The following is a 15,840-nucleotide window of genomic DNA, read 5'->3' as shown; positions in this document are numbered from 1 at the left end:
AGGTAGGACTTACTCAGTGGGATCCAGGGGAAGGGCGCCGGGCACCCTCCCCGATCGATCAGGGATCAGTCGTCATCGAAATCGGCGACACCGAGCGATTCGTAGGTGGGGCGGTTGGGCGTGCTGCGGCGAGGATTGACGTCCTGCATCAGATCGACTTCCTCCCCAGCATCGGTGTAGACGGCGATGTCGAGGCCGAGCGACTGCAGCTCGCGCATCAGCACCTTGAACGACTCCGGGGTGCCGGGGCGGGGGATGGGCTTGCCCTTGACGATCGCGTTGAGCGCTTCGTTGCGGCCCTGCATGTCGTCGGATTTGACGGTGAGCAGTTCCTGCAGGGTGTAGGCGGCGCCGTAGGCCTCCAGGGCCCAGACCTCCATCTCTCCGAGCCTCTGGCCGCCCTGCTGGGCCTTGCCGCCCAGGGGCTGCTGGGTGACCAGGGAGTAGGGGCCGGTGGAGCGGGCGTGGATCTTGTCGTCGACCAGGTGCACCAGCTTGAGGATGTGGGCGTAGCCCACGGTGACCGGCTGATCGAAGGGTTCGCCGGTGCGTCCATCGACCAGCTGGATCTTGCCAGGATTGTCGGGGTTGTAGACCCAGTCTTTTCCAGGCTGATCGCGGGCCGCTTCAAGGAACGCCTGCACGGTTTCCTTGGATTTTTCGGCGCCGTGCATCTCATCGAAGGGCACCACCTTCACCCGGGCATTGAGGTGAGAGGCGGCCCAGCCCATCAGGCACTCGAACACCTGTCCCACGTTCATCCGGCTGGGAACGCCCAGTGGATTGAGCACGATGTCGATCGGAGTGCCATCGGGCAGGTAGGGCATGTCTTCGCGGGGAAGAATGCGGCTGATGATGCCCTTGTTGCCGTGGCGACCGGCCATCTTGTCGCCCACCTGGATCTTGCGCCGCTGGGCCACGTAGACCCGCACCACCATGTTGGCGCCGGGCGGTAGTTCATCGCCCTGCTCGCGGGTGTAGATGCGTACATCGACGACCCGGCCGCGCTCGGTGCTCGGCACCCGCAGGGAGTTGTCACGCACGTCGCGAGCCTTCTCACCGAAGATGGCGCGGAGCAGCTTCTCCTCGGGGGGCTGGTCGGATTCGCCCTTGGGGGTCACCTTGCCCACGAGGATGTCTCCCGACTCCACGAAGGCGCCGATGCGGATGATGCCCATCTCATCGAGGTGACCCAGGCTCTCCTCGGCCACGTTGGGAATTTCCCGGGTGATCTCCTCGGGGCCAAGCTTGGTCTGACGGGCCTCGATCTCGTACTTCTCGATGTGCACCGAGGTGTAGAGGTCGTCCTGGACGAGCCGCTCGCTCACCAGGATCGCGTCCTCGTAGTTGTAACCCTCCCAGGGCATGTAGGCGATGAGGACGTTCTGGCCAAGGGCGATTTCACCGCCCTCACAGGCGGATCCATCGGCCAGCACCTGACCGGCGATCACCGGATCGCCCTGCCGGACGATCGGGCGCTGGTTCAAACAGGTGTCCTGGTTGGAGCGCTGGTATTTTTGCAGGTGGTGGATGTGGTCCAACCCCTGCTCATCGCGGATCACGATGGCGGTGGCATCCACGAACGTGACCGTGCCGTTGACCGTCGTGATCGGCACCATGCCTGAGTCACGGGCGACCTGGGTTTCCAGGCCCGTGCCCACCAGGGGCCGCTCGGGGCGCAGCAGCGGCACCGCCTGGCGCTGCATGTTCGACCCCATCAGGGCGCGGTTGGCGTCGTCGTGCTCAAGGAAGGGGATCAAAGAGGTGGCCACCGAGATCACCTGCACCGGCGAGAGCTGGACGTAGTCCACCTGCTCGGGGGGCACTTTCTCGAAGTCCTGGCGGTAGCGCACGGGCACCAGCTCGGCCGTGATCCGGCTGGTGGAGTCGGTGGGGACATCACCCGGTGCGACGCGGCACTCGTCCTCGAGGTCGGCGGAAAGGTAGATGGGATCGCCCTGCTTGATGACGATGCCGTCTTCGACGCGCCAGAAGGGGGTTTCGATGAAGCCGTACTCGTTCACCCGGGCATGGGTGGCGAGCGAACCGATCAGACCGGCGTTGGGGCCCTCAGGCGTTTCGATCGGGCAGATGCGGCCGTAGTGGGAGGGATGGATGTCGCGCACGGCGAAACCAGCCCGCTCCCGGGTGAGCCCCCCTGGGCCGAGGGCGCTGATGCGGCGCTTGTGGGTCAGCTCGGCCAGGGGATTGGTCTGGTCCATGAACTGGCTGAGCTGGCTGGAGCCGAAGAACTCCTTGATCGCCGCCACCAGGGGTTTGGGGTTGACCAGTTGGGCCGGGGTGAGCGATTCGGTCTCACCGACGGTCATCCGCTCCTTGATGATCCGCTCCAGGCGGTTGAGGCCCACCCGCACCTGGTTCTGAAGCAGTTCGCCCACCGAGCGCACGCGGCGGTTGCCCAGGTGGTCGATGTCATCGAGGCTGGCGCCGCCGACATCGAGTTCCAGGTTGATCAGATAGTCGATCGTCGAGAGCACGTCCTCGGCGGTGAGGGTGCGCACCGCGTCGGGGATGGTGAGACGGAGCTTCTTGTTGATCTTGTAGCGGCCCACCCGACCGAGGTCGTAGCGCTTGGGATCGAAGAAGCGGCTGTGCAGCAGCTGCTGGCCGCCACTCACCGAGGGCGGTTCGCCCGGACGCAGCTTCTTGTAGAGCTCCAGCAGGGCCTGTTCCTCAGAAGAGATGCCCTCGTCGTTGGCGGCCTCAATCGACTTGCGGTAGTACTCGGGGTGCCGCAGCTTGTCGAGCACGTCGTTGTCCGACAGGCCGATGGCCCGCATCAGCACATGGGCGTTGATCTTTCGTGTTTTGTCGACCCGCACGTGCAGCAGGTCGTTCTTGTCGGTCTCGAACTTGAGCCAGGCGCCCCGGTTGGGGATCAGGCTGGCGTTGAAGGTCTTGCGGCCGTTCTTATCTTGGTCGTCCTTGAAATAGACCCCAGGGCTGCGCACGATCTGGTTCACGATCACGCGCTCGGCACCGTTGATGATGAAGGTGCCGCGCTCGGTCATCAGGGGCAGTTCGCCGATGAACACCTCCTGCTCTTTGATCTCACCGGTTTCCTTGTTGACAAGGCGGCAGGTGACATACATCTGGGAAGCAAAGGTGGCATCACGCCGCTTGGCATCTTCCACATCGTGGCGAGGACGCTTGAGGCGGTACTCGCTGCCGATGAAGTGCAGCTCGAGCTTGCCGGTGTAATCGGTGATGGGCGAGAAGCTCTCAAGCTCCTCGATCAGCCCCTTCTCCAGGAACCATTTGAAGCTTGCCCGCTGCACCTCGACCAGATCGGGGAGGTACGTAGCGGTCTTGGCGACCTGGATCGCGCTACTCATGCGGGGTCCTGCAGGAACGGGTTCAAAGGGGTTTTGGCCTGGAGCTCCCACGCGAACAGCCGCCCCCGGTCAGGGACGGCTGCTGCGCGGCGATGCCTAGAGAGCTCGGATCAAGACTGCCGACGACGACAAGGCACCGGTGATGGTGGTGGACGCATTCGGGAGGCAGGAGCACGATCGGATATCGATTTTGCTGCCAGGCCAATAAATCATCATACACTGGCCCCAGGCAGGCTGAAGAGCTTCTGTGCGTTTGCCGTGCTGGTGCGGGCCACCAGATCGAGGCTTTCGCCGCGCAATTCAGCCATCCGCGCCGCCACGGAAGCCACAAAGGCCGGCTCGTTGCGTTTGCCCCGCCGCGGCACCGGAGCCAGGAAAGGGCAATCGGTCTCGATCAGATAGCGCTCCGCGGGCACCAGGCGGGCGCAGGCGTGGGTGACCTCCGCCCGGGGGAAGGTGACCGTGCCGCTGAAGCTGATGGACAGGCCCAGCTCCAGGAAGCCCTCCATCTCTTCGGGAGTGCCGCCCCAGCAATGCATCACACCCCGAGGGCAGCGGCCGTCCGTGCGCCTGCGGCGCAACAGCTCAAGCATGGCCTCGGCCGCGTCGCGGCAGTGGATGATCACCGGCAGATCGAGCTCCACGGCCAGATCCAACTGGGGGACAAGCACCGCCAGCTGCTGCTCGAGGTTGGTCTCGCGATAAAGATCCAGCCCCAGCTCACCGATGGCGACCACCCGTGGGTCATCGAGGGCGGCCTGGCGCAGCACCTGCGCGGTGTCGGCCTGCCAGTGCTGGGTGTCGAGGGGGTGAACCCCCACGGAATAACGGAGTTCCGCAAAGCGATCCGCCAGGGCCCGGATCGCTGGGATTTCCGCCGGCTCGACACAGGCATGCAGCAAGGCCGTTACCCCAGCCTCCCGCCAGCGCTGGGCCACCGCCTCGAGGTCATCGTCGAATTGACGAAAGACAATGTGGCAATGGCTGTCGACGAGCACCGGTGGGGCCAGCTGAGCCTGGGGATGTTCGCCCAACTGGGCCACCATGGGCTCAGGCCTGGGCACCGGCAGGCTCAATGGCCCGCTTGACCACCGCGCTCAGGCGGGATTTGTGGTTAGCCCCGGTGTTGCGGTGGAGCACGCCGATCTTGACCGCCTTGTCGATCTTGCTGAAGGCGGCATTGAGGCTGGTCTGCACGGCCTCCTTGGCGGCGCCGCCTGGCTCCTGGGTGTAAGCGCCCGCGGCGGTGATCGTGCGCTTGATCAGCGTGCGCACGGCGGATTTGTAGGTGCGGTTCTGAAGCCGGTTGCGCTCGGCGATCAGGATGCGCTTCTTCGAGGAGGTGTTATTGGCCACAGGCGGTTTGGCGCTGACGATGCAATTAGACACCTTACCGCCCCCTCCCCCCTTCCCATGTGGATCTAGCCTTGAACCTGCCCATTCGCTGAGGGGACCGTGGCCGCCAGCTCCCTGATCCCTTCCGCCGCCTCAGCCGGCCCCCTGGCCATCGCTCGCCTCGACGATCAGGAGGCCGCCGCGACGCGGCTCGTGGCGATCGCCCAGCGCACCAGCGGCAGCCAGAGCCAGGAGGCGGCGCGCCGGGTCGACGCGATTCTCGAGCAGGTGCGGGCGGGCGGCGACGCCGCTCTGCAGGAGCTCAGCGAGCGTTTCGATGGGATCCGGCCCGACCCCCTGCGCATTCCTGCCGAGACGATCCAGCGGGCCTGGGAGGCCTGCCCGGAGGATCTCCAATCCGCCCTGGGCCTGGCCCACCGGCGCATCCTCGATTTCCACCAGCGCCAGAAACCCCAGGACCTGGATGTGAAGGGCGTGCACGGGGAGCGGCTGGGGCGCCGCTGGCGACCGGTGGAGCGGGCGGGGATCTACGTGCCCGGGGGGCGTGCCTCGTACCCCAGCACCGTGCTGATGAATGCCGTTCCCGCCAGGGTGGCTGGGGTCAAGCGGCTGGTGATGGTGACCCCACCCGGGCCTGAAGGCCGGGTCAACGGCACCGTGCTGGCGGCAGCCCACCTGGCCGGCGTCGAGGAGATCTACCGGGTGGGGGGGGCCCAGGCGATCGCCGCCCTGGCCTACGGCACCGAATCGGTGCCCAGGGTTGATGTGATCAGCGGCCCCGGCAACCTCTACGTCACCCTGGCCAAAAAGGCCGTCTACGGCACGGTGGGGATCGATTCCCTGGCCGGCCCCAGCGAGGTGCTGGTGATCGCCGACCAGAGCGCCCGCGCCGACCAGGTGGCCGCCGATCTGCTGGCCCAGGCGGAGCACGATCCCCTGGCGGCGGCCATCCTGCTCACCACCAGCAGAGATCTGGCCGAGGCCGTGCCTCGGGCGCTCGCTGAGCAGCTGGAGGGCCATCCCCGCGCCGAGCTCTGCCGGGCCGCCCTCAACGACTGGGGGCTGATTGTGCTCTGCCCCTCGCTGGAGGCGGCGGCCCAGCTCAGCGACCGCTTCGCCCCGGAACATCTCGAACTGCTGGTGGAGCGCCCCGAACCCCTGGCGGGACGCATCCAGCACGCCGGCGCCATCTTCCTGGGGGCCTGGAGCCCGGAAGCTGTGGGTGACTATCTGGCCGGCCCCAACCACACGTTGCCCACCTCAGGGACGGCCCGCTTCGCCGGGGCCCTGAGTGTGGAAACCTTCCTGCGCCACACCAGTCTGATCCAGTTCAATCGTCAGGCCCTGGAGGCCACCGGCGGTGCCGTGATCGCCCTGGCTGAAAGCGAGGGGCTCCACAGCCACGCCGACTCCGTGCGCCGTCGGCTCGACTGAAGGCCCTTGCGGGCGGGGCCTCAGCGGCGGACCAGATCCCGTACCCCGGGCACGCCGTCGACCAGATCGCCCACCAGCACCTGGTCGGTGAGGTTCACGAACAGGCCGTTCTCCAGCACACCGGGCAGGTTGTTGATCGTGGCCTCCAGGGCCAGGGGATCAGCGATGCCGCCGGCGAAGCGCACGTCGAGCACCAGGTTGCCCTGGTCGGTGACCACAGGACCCGCCTTGCGCACGGCCATGCGCAGTTCGGCGTTGCCCCCCAGCTCAGCTAGCTCAGCCTGCACCTGACGCCAGGCGCCGGGCAGCACCTCCACCGGCAGCAGGAACGCCAGGTTGAGGCGCTCCACCAGCTTGGAGGCATCGACCACCACCACGAAGCGCTCGGCCCGGCGGGCCACCAACTTCTCCTGCACATGGCAGGCGCCGCCCCCCTTGATCAGCTGGAAGGCCGGGTCCACTTCGTCGGCCCCGTCGATGGCCAGGTCGATGCGCTCGATCGCGTTGAGGCTCTTGAGCGGGATGCCCAGCTCGGCCGCCAGCACCTCCCCCTGAAACGAGGTGGTCACGCCGGTGATGTCGCTCAGCTCACCCCGCTGCAGCTTCGCCCCCAGCTCCTTGATCATCAGCGCGGCGGTGGAGCCGGAACCCAGCCCCAGCACCATGCCGTCCTGGATCTGCTCCACGGCCGCGCGGGCCACCGCCGCCTTCATGCGGTCCTGGAGATCAGACATCACGGCGTTTCCGGAGGGCCGTGACCGTAGCAAGGGGGCCAGGAAGAAGCCTCAGCCGGCCTGGGGCAGCGCCGCCGGCCGGATCGAAAGCTTCAGTTCGGTTTCGCCTCGGATCACCGTCAGGGGCAGTCCCACCCCCACCTTCGACGCCTCCACCGCCAGCAGCAGGGCGGCTGGATCGCCGATCGGCCGATCGGCCACCGCCACCACCAGATCCCCGCGGCGCAGCCCCGCCGCCTCGGCCGGGCTGTCCTGCAGCACCCTCTGCACCAGCGCCCCATCCCGCTCCGGCAACCGCAGCAGCGCATTGGGGTCGTCGTTGTTGGAGCGGGCCCGGCGGACCGTGAGCGGCACCAGCTGCAGCCCCAGGTAGGGATGCACCACGGCGCTACCGGTGCTGAGCTGCTGGGCCACCCCCTTGGCCAGGTTGATCGGGATCGCGAAACCCAGGCCAGCGCCTGGACCGGCCCGCACCAGGGTGTTGATGCCGATCACCTCGCCGGAGGCATTGATCAACGGACCACCGGAATTGCCCGGATTGATGGCGGCGTCGGTCTGGATCAGTTCGAGCCGCTTGTCGGAAAAGCCCAGGCTGTTGATGTTGCGGTGCAGGCTGCTGACGATGCCCAGGGTGACCGTGCGCTCCAATCCGTAGGGGTTGCCCAGGGCGATGGCCCAATCGCCCACGTCGAGGGCTTCGGAATCACCGAGGGGCGCCGCCTGCAGGCCCTCCAATTCGGGGATGCGCACCACCGCCAGATCGGTGACGGCATCAGCGCCCAACACCGTGCCATCGAGCTGACGCCCGTCGGCAAGGGTCACCTGCACGGCCTCGGCCCGGTCCACCACGTGGGCATTGGTGAGCACCAGTCCATGGGCGTCGATCACGACGCCGGAGCCCTGGCCCAGCTCCCGGGCACCGCCGGAGGGATCACCGAAGAAATCCCGCAGCAGCGGGTCGCTGAAGCCCGGATCGAAGCTGGCCTGGGGCACCTTGCGTTCGGTGTCGATACGGACCACCGCCGGACCCACCTGGCGCACGGCCGCGGCCACGAAGCTGTGGCCACTGGGGAGAGGGTCGGGAATCGCGCTGACCGCAGCGGCGTTCAGTTCGCTGGCGGCGGCTGGACGCACCAGGGGGCCAACCAGCAGCTGAATCAGCAACAGGCTCAACAGCAGGGTCCGGCCACAGGCCAGTGAAAGTTCGTTGCGCATGACAGGACGCTAGGCAAAGGTCACCTTCGGCCGCCAGCGCCGGTGGATGGCTCTAAGTTGCCGCAACCCGACCACATCCCCATGGCCGTGATTCCCCCCGGCGAACGCATGCGCTGCAGCCTCTGCCAAGTGGAGATTCTGGGCATGGTGGGCCGGAACGACCGGGTGCTGTTCAGCCTGGGGCCGCCGGCCACTCGGGCCAAGCTCTGGGCTCGGGTCTGCCAATTCCTGAAGTCTCCCGAGCAATGTGGCCAGTGCCTCAACCAGAATCCCGCCCTGCGGGGGGAGGTGGCCGACAGCGACTACTACGCCGAGCCCCCTGCCCTCGACCTGGGCACCCCTTGATCACGTAGGTTGTCGTGGTGCCCGGCGGGCATCACCCTTTTTCGTGGACCCTGGTCCGCGCCAGGGGCAGGTCACTGCAGAAGCCGGTCGGGCCGCCCGACCCGCCCAGTCTCCACCCTTGCCCCATCCGCTCCACGACGATGTCGAAGCCCTGGTCCGCCCATTGGCGGCCGAGGTCGGGTTCGACTTGTGCGGCCTGCAGCTACAGACCCATCGGGTGCCCATGACCGTGCTGGTGCAACTGCGGCCAGCCGGTGGCGGCGACGTCAGCCTCGACGACTGCGCCCGCTTCAGCGGCCTGTTGGGCGAGGCGCTGGAAACAGCGGACCTGCTCGATGAGCCCTACGTTCTTGAGGTCAGCAGCCCCGGGGTCCCTGAGGAGCTGCGCGATGACCGGGATTTCCGCAGCTTCCGCGGCTTCCCCGTCGTCGTCACCGTCCGCGATGGTGAGGGCAGCGAACACGCCCGTGAAGGTCTGCTGCTGGAGCGCGATGAGCAGGCAGTGCACCTCAACGTCCGCGGTCGCCGCAGCCGTATCGCCCGCTCCGATGTGATCGCGGTCCACCTCAGCTCCCCAAGCGAAGGCTGACGCCCTCGCCCCAACCGTTCGACACCCCTTTCCCCCCCCCGACCCGATGGCGCTCGTTCTTCTCCCCGGTCTGCAGAACCTGATCGAGGACATCAGCGAAGAGAAGAAGCTGTCCAGCGATGTGGTGGAGGCCGCCCTGCGTGAGGCCCTGCTCAAGGGCTACGAGCGTTACCGGCGCACCCTCTACCTGGGCATCAGCGAGGACCCCTTCGAGGAGGACTACTTCAGCAACTTCGACGTCGCCCTTGACCTCGACGAGGAGGGCTACCGCGTGCTGGCGAGCAAGATCATCGTCGAGGAGGTGGAGAGCGAAGACCACCAGATCGCCCTGGCCGAAGTGCAGCAGGTGGCCGAGGACGCCCAGATCGGAGACACCGTGGTACTCGATGTCACCCCGGAAAAAGACGACTTCGGCCGCATGGCCGCCTCCACCACCAAGCAGGTGCTGGCCCAGAAGCTGCGGGACCAGCAGCGCCGCATGATCCAGGAGGAGTTCGCCGATCTCGAAGACCCGGTGCTCACCGCCCGGGTGATCCGATTCGAGCGCCAATCCATCATCATGGCCGTAAGTTCGGGCCTGGGCCGGCCGGAAGTGGAAGCGGAGCTTCCCCGCCGCGACCAGCTTCCCAACGACAACTACCGCGCCAACGCCACCTTCAAGGTGTTCCTCAAGGAGGTGAGCGAGGTGGCCCGCCGTGGCCCCCAGCTGTTCATCAGCCGCGCCAACGCTGGCCTGGTGGTGTATCTGTTCGAGAACGAGGTGCCCGAGATCCAGGAGGGTTCGGTGCGGATCGTGGCGGTGGCCCGCGAGGCCAATCCCCCCTCCCGCTCCGTGGGCCCCCGCACCAAGGTGGCCGTCGACAGCGTCGAGCGGGAGGTGGATCCGGTCGGGGCCTGCATCGGCGCCCGTGGCTCGCGCATTCAACAGGTGGTCAACGAGCTGCGCGGCGAAAAGATCGACGTGATCCGCTGGTCCGCCGACCCTGCCCAGTACCTGGCCAACTCCCTCAGCCCAGCCCGGGTGGAGATGGTGCGTCTGGTGGATCCAGCCGGACACCACGCCCACGTGCTCGTTCCCCCCGACCAGCTCAGCCTGGCCATCGGCCGCGAAGGTCAGAACGTGCGCCTGGCGGCCCGGCTCACGGGTTGGAAGATCGACATCAAGAACGCCGCTGAATACGACCAGGGAACCGAAGACGAACGGGTGGCCGAGCTGATTGCCATGCGCGAAGAGGAGGAGGCCCTGCAGGCGGAGGCGGAAGCGCGGCTGGCGGTCGAGCAGGCGATCCGCACCGAAGAAGACGCAAGGCTGCGGGAGCTCTACCCCCTGCCAGAAGACGAGGAGGAGGGTTACGAGGCCTACGCCGACGAGGAGGTCGAGCAGGCCCCTGCCGAGGCAGGCACCGAAGCCGTCACCGAAACCGTCACGGAGCCCAGCAGCGGGGACGAGGCCCGGTGAGCGCCGTCCCCACCCTGCGGCGCTGTGTGGCCTGCCGGGAGGTGCTGGATCGCCGGCAGCTCTGGCGGGTCATCCGACTCGCCGCGGGGGGACTGGCGCTGGATGCGGGCATGGGCCGATCGGCCTATCTCTGTCCGAATGCGGCGTGCCTGGAGGAAGCCAGGCGGCGGAAACGGTTGCAACGGGCCCTGCGCTGCCAGGTTGCGGATTCCATCTACGCCAGCCTCGGCCAGCGACTCGACACCGACCCTGTCGCGGTCTCTGAGGCAAGATGATCAGTGGCCCTCCTGCGCGTGGGGCCCGGCGGCACCTGTTGCCCCGACCAATTGGAGCACTTAATGACCAGCAGCGGCAAAGTCAGGATTTACGAGCTGTCCCGGGACCTGGGCCTGGAGAACAGGGACGTGCTCGATGCCGCCGAAAAGCTTTCGATCGGCGCCCGGAGCCACAGCAGCTCCATCAGCGATGACGAGGCGGTGCGCATCCGCGACCTGATCCAGGGGGGAGCGAAGTCCGCCCCGCGGGCTGGATCCGTCGGCGCCGGCGGTCCTCCCAAGGCGATCCTCTCCGTGCAAAAGGCTGCCCCGGCCCAGGCGGCCAGCGGCCCCAGCGCCATGGCGGCCCCCACCGCGCCCGTGGCACCGGTGGCGAAGCCCAAGCCGCCACTGGTGATGGCGCCCCCTTCGGCCCCAAACCAACCGGCCCGCCCGGCGGCACCGGCCCCATCAGCGGCTCCCGCCCAGAGCGCAGCGACACCGGCAGCCCCCGTCAGCCGCAAACCGGAGATCCGCAAGCCCGAGCTGCGGACCCAGGAGCCAAGGACTCAGGAGCCACGGGCTCAGGAGGTGCGCAAGCCCGAGATCCGCAAGAGCGAACCGCCGGTGGTGCGACCCGCCACCAGCCCCAAGCCCGCTCCTCCCGCCGCCAGCGCACCGATGCCCCGGCCGGCCCCCACCTCCCCGCGGCCAAGCCCGCCGTCCTCCCGCCCGCCAGCGCCCCAGCGCCCTGGCGCCCCGGCCCGCCCCACCCCCGTGGGTGCCGGCAAACCGCAGGTGGTCGGCCGCAGCCAGCCTGGTCCAACGGACGGTGCGAGCGTTGGCGGCAGCCAAGGCAGTGGCATCAGCCAGCGCCCCGCACCCCCCGCCGGCCGCCAGCCCCTGGGCCAGCGCCCCAGCGCAGCGCCCCTGCGCCCCGTGGCCTCCAGCGGCGCCCCCCGCCCCGCACCGGGTCGCCCCGGTGCCCCCGGTCGGCCCCAGCCCAGCCCCCTGGAGCTGGTGGGCAAACCGATCCGCCGCGACGCGGCCGGCCCCGCCGGTGGCAGCAGAGCGGACGCCCCGATCAGGGCAGGCATGCCCCAGGGCATGCGCAAACCGGTGGCCCCTGGCGAGCTGATGCAGCTGCAGAAGCCCGGCAGCCGTCCTGTGGCCGCCCCGCCCCGTCGCCCAGGCAGTGGCGAACCTGGCTACCCCGGTGAAGCCGCTCCGCCGCGGCCCGCCGGTGTGGCTCCGGCGGCGCCGCCCAAGCGCCCCGGCTTCCGCACGCCCCAGGCCCCTGGCAAGGCCCGACGTCCCGATTGGGACGACAGCGCCAAGCTCGAGGCCCTGCGCAGCAAGTCGCCCCAGAAACTGCGCACCAAGGTGCACATCATCGGCGAGAACGACGATGCGCTCACCGCCGAAACCGGTGGCTTCGCCGGTGAGCAGGAAGCGCTCGTGCTCCAGGCCAGCCTGGCCCGACCGGCCAAACCCCGCAGCAAGGCCGCCGCCGCCGCCAAGCCCACGGTGGCGGTGCGCAAACGCAAGAAGGAAACCACACGCCAGCGCCAGCGCCGCCGGGCCATGGAACTGCGGGCGGCCCGCGAGGCCAAGGCGGTGCGGCCCGACATGCTGATCGTGCCGGAGGGCAACCTCACGGTGCAGGAGCTGGCCGACCGCCTCGGCGTCGAGAGCTCCGAGATCATCAAATCGCTGTTCTTCAAGGGCATCAGCGCCACCGTCACCCAGACCCTCGATCTCTCCACGATCGAGACCGTGGCTGAGGAATTCGGCGTGCCGGTGCTCGAAGACGACGTCCAGGAAGCCGCCAAGAAGACGGTGGAAATGATCGAGGACAGCGACCTCGCGCACCTGATCCGCCGGCCGCCGGTGGTCACGGTGATGGGTCACGTCGACCACGGCAAGACCAGCCTGCTCGATGCCATCCGCAAGACCCGCGTGGCTGCGGGGGAAGCCGGTGGGATCACCCAGCACATCGGTGCCTACCAGGTGGTGGTGCCCCACGGCGGCGAACAGCGCAAGATCACCTTCCTCGACACCCCTGGCCACGAGGCGTTCACCGCCATGCGCGCCCGGGGCACCAAGGTCACCGACGTGGCTGTGCTGGTGGTGGCCGCCGACGACGGCGTTCGCCCCCAGACCCTGGAAGCGATCAGCCACGCCCGCGCCGCCGAGGTGCCGATCGTGGTGGCGATCAACAAGATCGACAAGGAGGGCGCCTCGCCCGAGCGGGTGATGCAGGAGCTCTCCGGCCTCGAGCTGGTGGCCGAAGACTGGGGTGGCAACACCGTGATGGTGCCTGTGAGCGCCCTCAAAGGGCAGAACATCGACAAGCTGCTGGAGATGATCCTGTTGGTCACCGAGGTCGAAGACCTCCAGGCCAACCCCGACCGGATGGCCAAGGGCACCGTGATCGAAGCCCACCTCGACAAGGCCAAGGGCCCGGTGGCCACGCTGCTGATCCAGAACGGCACCCTGCGGGCGGGTGACGTCCTGGCGGCCGGTCCGGTGCTCGGCAAGGTGCGGGCCATGGTCGACGACACCGGCAAACGCTTGAAGGAGGCCGGCCCCTCCTTCGCCGTGGAAGCCCTGGGCTTCAGCGAAGTGCCCACCGCCGGCGACGAGTTCGAGGTCTACCCCGACGAGAAGACCGCCCGCTCGGTGGTGGGCGAACGGGCCACGGACGCCCGGGCCACACGCCTCGCCCAGCAGATGGCCTCCCGCCGGGTGTCGCTCACCTCCATGTCCGGTCAGGTCAAAGAAGGGGACCTCAAGGAGCTCAACTTGATCCTCAAGGCCGATGTGCAGGGCAGCGTCGAGGCGATCCTTGGTTCGCTCGAGCAACTGCCCAAGGACGAGGTGCAGGTGCGGGTGCTGCTCTCCGCCCCGGGCGAGATCACCGAAACCGACGTCGATCTGGCGGCCGCCTCCGGCGCCGTGATCGTGGGCTTCAACACCTCGATGGCGCCTGGTGCCAAGCGGGCCGCCGACGCCACGGGCGTCGACGTGCGCGACTACGACGTCATCTACAAACTGCTCGAGGACATCCAGCTGGCCATGGAGGGTCTGCTGGAGCCCGAGTTGGTGGAGGAGTCCCTGGGCGAAGCCGAGGTGCGGGTCGTGTTCAACATCGGCAAGAGCGCCGTGGCCGGCTGCTACGTCACCACCGGCAAGCTGCAACGCAACGCCAAGGTGCGGGTTCACCGCGGCAAGGAGATCGTCTACCAGGGCGACCTCGACTCCCTGCGCCGCAACAAGGACGACGTCAAGGAGGTGGCCACGGGCTTCGAATGCGGCATCGGCTGCGATCGCTTCGCCAACTGGCAGGAGGGCGACCGGGTGGAGGCCTACAAGCTCGTCACCCAGCGCCGCACGCTCAGCAGCTGACGTGACCCCCCGGAGCGAAGCGCTGCTCTGGATCCAGTTGCTGGGCCTGGCGGCCCTGCCCCTGGAGGTGCTGCTGCTGCTGGTCCTGCTGGCCGGGGCCGATCCTGGGCCGGTTCCCGCGCTCGAGCGTTTGCTGGTCTGGGGGCTGGGCGCCCTGCTGCCGGCGGTGCTGCTCTGGAAACGGCCTCCGGATCTGTGGTCGCTGGTGCTGGTGCAGGTGCCGCTGCGGGGACGCCGGCCCCTGCAGCAGCGGCTGAGCGCCCTGCAAGCGGGGCTGGGGCTCCAGCTCTCCAGGGCCGCGGGAGCCGCCCTGCTGCTGCCCCTCACCTGGTGGGCCGATCAGCAGGCTGGCCTCGCCACCGGCCTTTCGCCCTTCGCTGCCAGTGGCCGGCTGGTGGTGTTGCTGCTCAGCGTGCCGCTGCTGGCGCTGATGCTGTGGCAATGGCAGCAGCTGGTGCAGGCCCTGCGCCTGCTCAGCCTCGATCAGGCCCTGGTCGACGGGGCCACACCGCTGAGCCTGGCCCAGCTGGAGCAGAGCCGCCTGAGCCTGGGGCTGCCCTTGTTGCTGTTTGATCCCCTGCGCGACAAAGAACCAGCCGCTGCTGAGGGTTCCCGTGAACACCACAACGTTCAGCCGGACGCACCGGCACTGGAATCTGGATCCGAATCAGCCGACGACCCACTGGCGAGCGAAACCCAGGGGCCAAGCGCGCTCGAAGCAAGTGTCCTGGAGGCCCAGGATTCTGCTGGAGTCGAGGCCAATGCAGGCGAGGACGCTGAAATCCAGATCGCCCAAGCCGATGAGCTCTCAGCTCAGATCACCGATGGGGCCGAAGCAAGCCCAGGGACAGATCAAGAAACCGAGGGGCCGGCCAACGAGCCGGGGGAAGCAAACCCCCTGGGCTAAAGCCATCGCCCACGGGCCGGGGCGAGCCAAGCGCTCAGGGACGTTCCTTCCCCTTGTCATGAGCTCGATCGCGCCAGAGGAGCAGGCCGAACAGGCCGAGGGCGCCCACCTGGATGCCCAGATCGCTGAGGGCCACCTCTCCGCCCGCGCTCGCCCTCAGCGCCATGGTGGCCAGGCCCACGGCGGCTGAAGCGCTGAAGGCCAGCCAGAGGGCACGCCGCAGGCCGCGCCAGGGGGTGCGTGCCTCCTGCAGCAGCCGCTGACGCAGCTCGGGATCCAAGGGTGCCCGGGGTCCTGGTGCCATGGCTGGGGCCTGGGGGCAGCGATCTCCGAATGCTAGTTTCAAGGCGCTGCCGGTGTAGCTCAGTGGTAGAGCAACTGATTCGTAATCAGTAGGTCGTCGGTTCAAGTCCGATCACCGGCTTTTTGGAGCCTTCCGCATCAACACAACAGCCCTACCTTCGCTGGGAAGGAATTCATCCAGGCCATCATTTCTGCAGAACAGCATCACGACCTCTTCCAGCCGTTAACCCAGGGTTTGTTTCAAGTCTGAGGGGTTGTCAGGGAGAGCGGCCGTTCAGCTCCCCTGCGGCCCATGAAAAAGCCCCCTCTCTCGAGGGGGCGATGAAATCAACCGATGGAGGTCGCTAGGCGACTCAACCGATCGCCGGGGCGGTCAGCGCCACGGGGGTGGCGGTGGCGGCCGCCAGGTCAAGCGGGAAGTTGTGAGCGTTGCGCTCGTGCATCACTTCCATGCCCAGACCAGCGCGGTTCACCACATCA

The 15,840-nt window shown here is 68.0% G+C and carries 13 protein-coding genes, 1 tRNA gene and 1 pseudogene; 8 read left to right on the top strand and 7 right to left on the bottom strand.

Annotation, left to right across the window (positions count from 1 at the left end):
• Positions 1-65: 65 nt before the first annotated feature.
• The 3 genes from rpoB to rpsT form a co-directional block, all read right to left on the bottom strand.
• On the bottom strand, positions 66-3,356 hold the full coding sequence (gene rpoB / locus KBZ13_RS10110; protein WP_255008779.1) for a DNA-directed RNA polymerase subunit beta: 3,291 nt from the start codon (positions 3,354-3,356) through the stop codon (positions 66-68).
• Positions 3,357-3,568: 212 nt separating this feature from the next.
• Positions 3,569-4,402: a TatD family hydrolase gene (locus KBZ13_RS10105; RefSeq protein WP_255008777.1), complete on the bottom strand. Its 834-nt coding sequence runs from the start codon at positions 4,400-4,402 to the stop codon at positions 3,569-3,571.
• A gap of 4 nt (positions 4,403-4,406) precedes the next feature.
• On the bottom strand, positions 4,407-4,712 hold the full coding sequence (rpsT, locus tag KBZ13_RS10100) for a 30S ribosomal protein S20 (protein ID WP_255008775.1): 306 nt from the start codon (positions 4,710-4,712) through the stop codon (positions 4,407-4,409).
• 99 nt (positions 4,713-4,811) lie between these two features.
• Between rpsT and hisD the strand changes: the two genes are divergently transcribed.
• Positions 4,812-6,146: a histidinol dehydrogenase gene (gene hisD, locus KBZ13_RS10095; RefSeq protein WP_409995641.1), complete on the top strand. Its 1,335-nt coding sequence runs from the start codon at positions 4,812-4,814 to the stop codon at positions 6,144-6,146.
• A gap of 20 nt (positions 6,147-6,166) precedes the next feature.
• Here hisD and rpiA read toward each other — a convergent pair whose 3' ends face one another.
• Both rpiA and KBZ13_RS10085 read right to left on the bottom strand, forming a co-directional pair.
• Positions 6,167-6,880 (bottom strand): ribose-5-phosphate isomerase RpiA, encoded by a 714-nt coding sequence (gene rpiA, locus KBZ13_RS10090; protein WP_255008773.1) that lies wholly within the window; start codon positions 6,878-6,880, stop codon positions 6,167-6,169.
• 51 nt (positions 6,881-6,931) lie between these two features.
• Positions 6,932-8,095 carry a trypsin-like peptidase domain-containing protein gene (locus KBZ13_RS10085; protein ID WP_255008772.1) on the bottom strand — a complete coding sequence of 388 codons (1,164 nt, stop codon included), beginning with the start codon at positions 8,093-8,095 and terminating at the stop codon, positions 6,932-6,934.
• 81 nt (positions 8,096-8,176) lie between these two features.
• Between KBZ13_RS10085 and KBZ13_RS10080 the strand changes: the two genes are divergently transcribed.
• The 6 genes from KBZ13_RS10080 (at position 8,177) to KBZ13_RS10055 (ending at position 15,057) form a co-directional block, all read left to right on the top strand.
• On the top strand, positions 8,177-8,440 hold the full coding sequence (locus KBZ13_RS10080) for a hypothetical protein (RefSeq protein WP_255008771.1): 264 nt from the start codon (positions 8,177-8,179) through the stop codon (positions 8,438-8,440).
• Positions 8,441-8,558: 118 nt separating this feature from the next.
• Positions 8,559-9,029, top strand: coding sequence for a ribosome assembly cofactor RimP (locus KBZ13_RS10075; RefSeq protein WP_255009100.1), 471 nt, complete (start codon positions 8,559-8,561; stop codon positions 9,027-9,029).
• Positions 9,030-9,075: 46 nt separating this feature from the next.
• A complete protein-coding gene (gene nusA / locus KBZ13_RS10070) occupies positions 9,076-10,488 on the top strand; it encodes a transcription termination factor NusA (RefSeq protein WP_255008769.1) in 1,413 nt (470 codons plus the stop codon).
• Positions 10,485-10,763 (top strand): YlxR family protein, encoded by a 279-nt coding sequence (locus KBZ13_RS10065; RefSeq protein ID WP_255008768.1) that lies wholly within the window; start codon positions 10,485-10,487, stop codon positions 10,761-10,763. Before nusA ends, KBZ13_RS10065 begins: the two co-directional genes overlap by 4 nt.
• 63 nt (positions 10,764-10,826) lie before the next feature.
• Positions 10,827-14,150 carry a translation initiation factor IF-2 gene (gene infB / locus KBZ13_RS10060; RefSeq protein ID WP_255009098.1) on the top strand — a complete coding sequence of 1,108 codons (3,324 nt, stop codon included), beginning with the start codon at positions 10,827-10,829 and terminating at the stop codon, positions 14,148-14,150.
• Between the two features lies 1 nt (position 14,151).
• Positions 14,152-15,057: a low-complexity tail membrane protein gene (locus KBZ13_RS10055; protein ID WP_255008767.1), complete on the top strand. Its 906-nt coding sequence runs from the start codon at positions 14,152-14,154 to the stop codon at positions 15,055-15,057.
• 34 nt (positions 15,058-15,091) lie between these two features.
• Here KBZ13_RS10055 and KBZ13_RS10050 read toward each other — a convergent pair whose 3' ends face one another.
• Positions 15,092-15,361 carry a DUF3493 domain-containing protein gene (locus tag KBZ13_RS10050; protein ID WP_255008766.1) on the bottom strand — a complete coding sequence of 90 codons (270 nt, stop codon included), beginning with the start codon at positions 15,359-15,361 and terminating at the stop codon, positions 15,092-15,094.
• 48 nt (positions 15,362-15,409) lie between these two features.
• Between KBZ13_RS10050 and KBZ13_RS10045 the strand changes: the two genes are divergently transcribed.
• Positions 15,410-15,481 (top strand) — tRNA-Thr (locus KBZ13_RS10045).
• Positions 15,482-15,713: 232 nt separating this feature from the next.
• On the opposite strand, the pseudogene KBZ13_RS10040 reads toward KBZ13_RS10045, so the two are convergent.
• A pseudogene (locus tag KBZ13_RS10040) lies at positions 15,714-15,840 on the bottom strand (photosystem II q(b) protein); the annotation flags it as partial.

It is taken from the genome of Cyanobium sp. ATX 6F1 (assembly GCF_024346315.1).
Taxonomy (GTDB): Bacteria; Cyanobacteriota; Cyanobacteriia; order PCC-6307; family Cyanobiaceae; genus ATX-6F1.
Note: the sequence above shows the minus strand (reverse complement) of the source record. Positions and strands in the feature narration are given on the sequence as shown.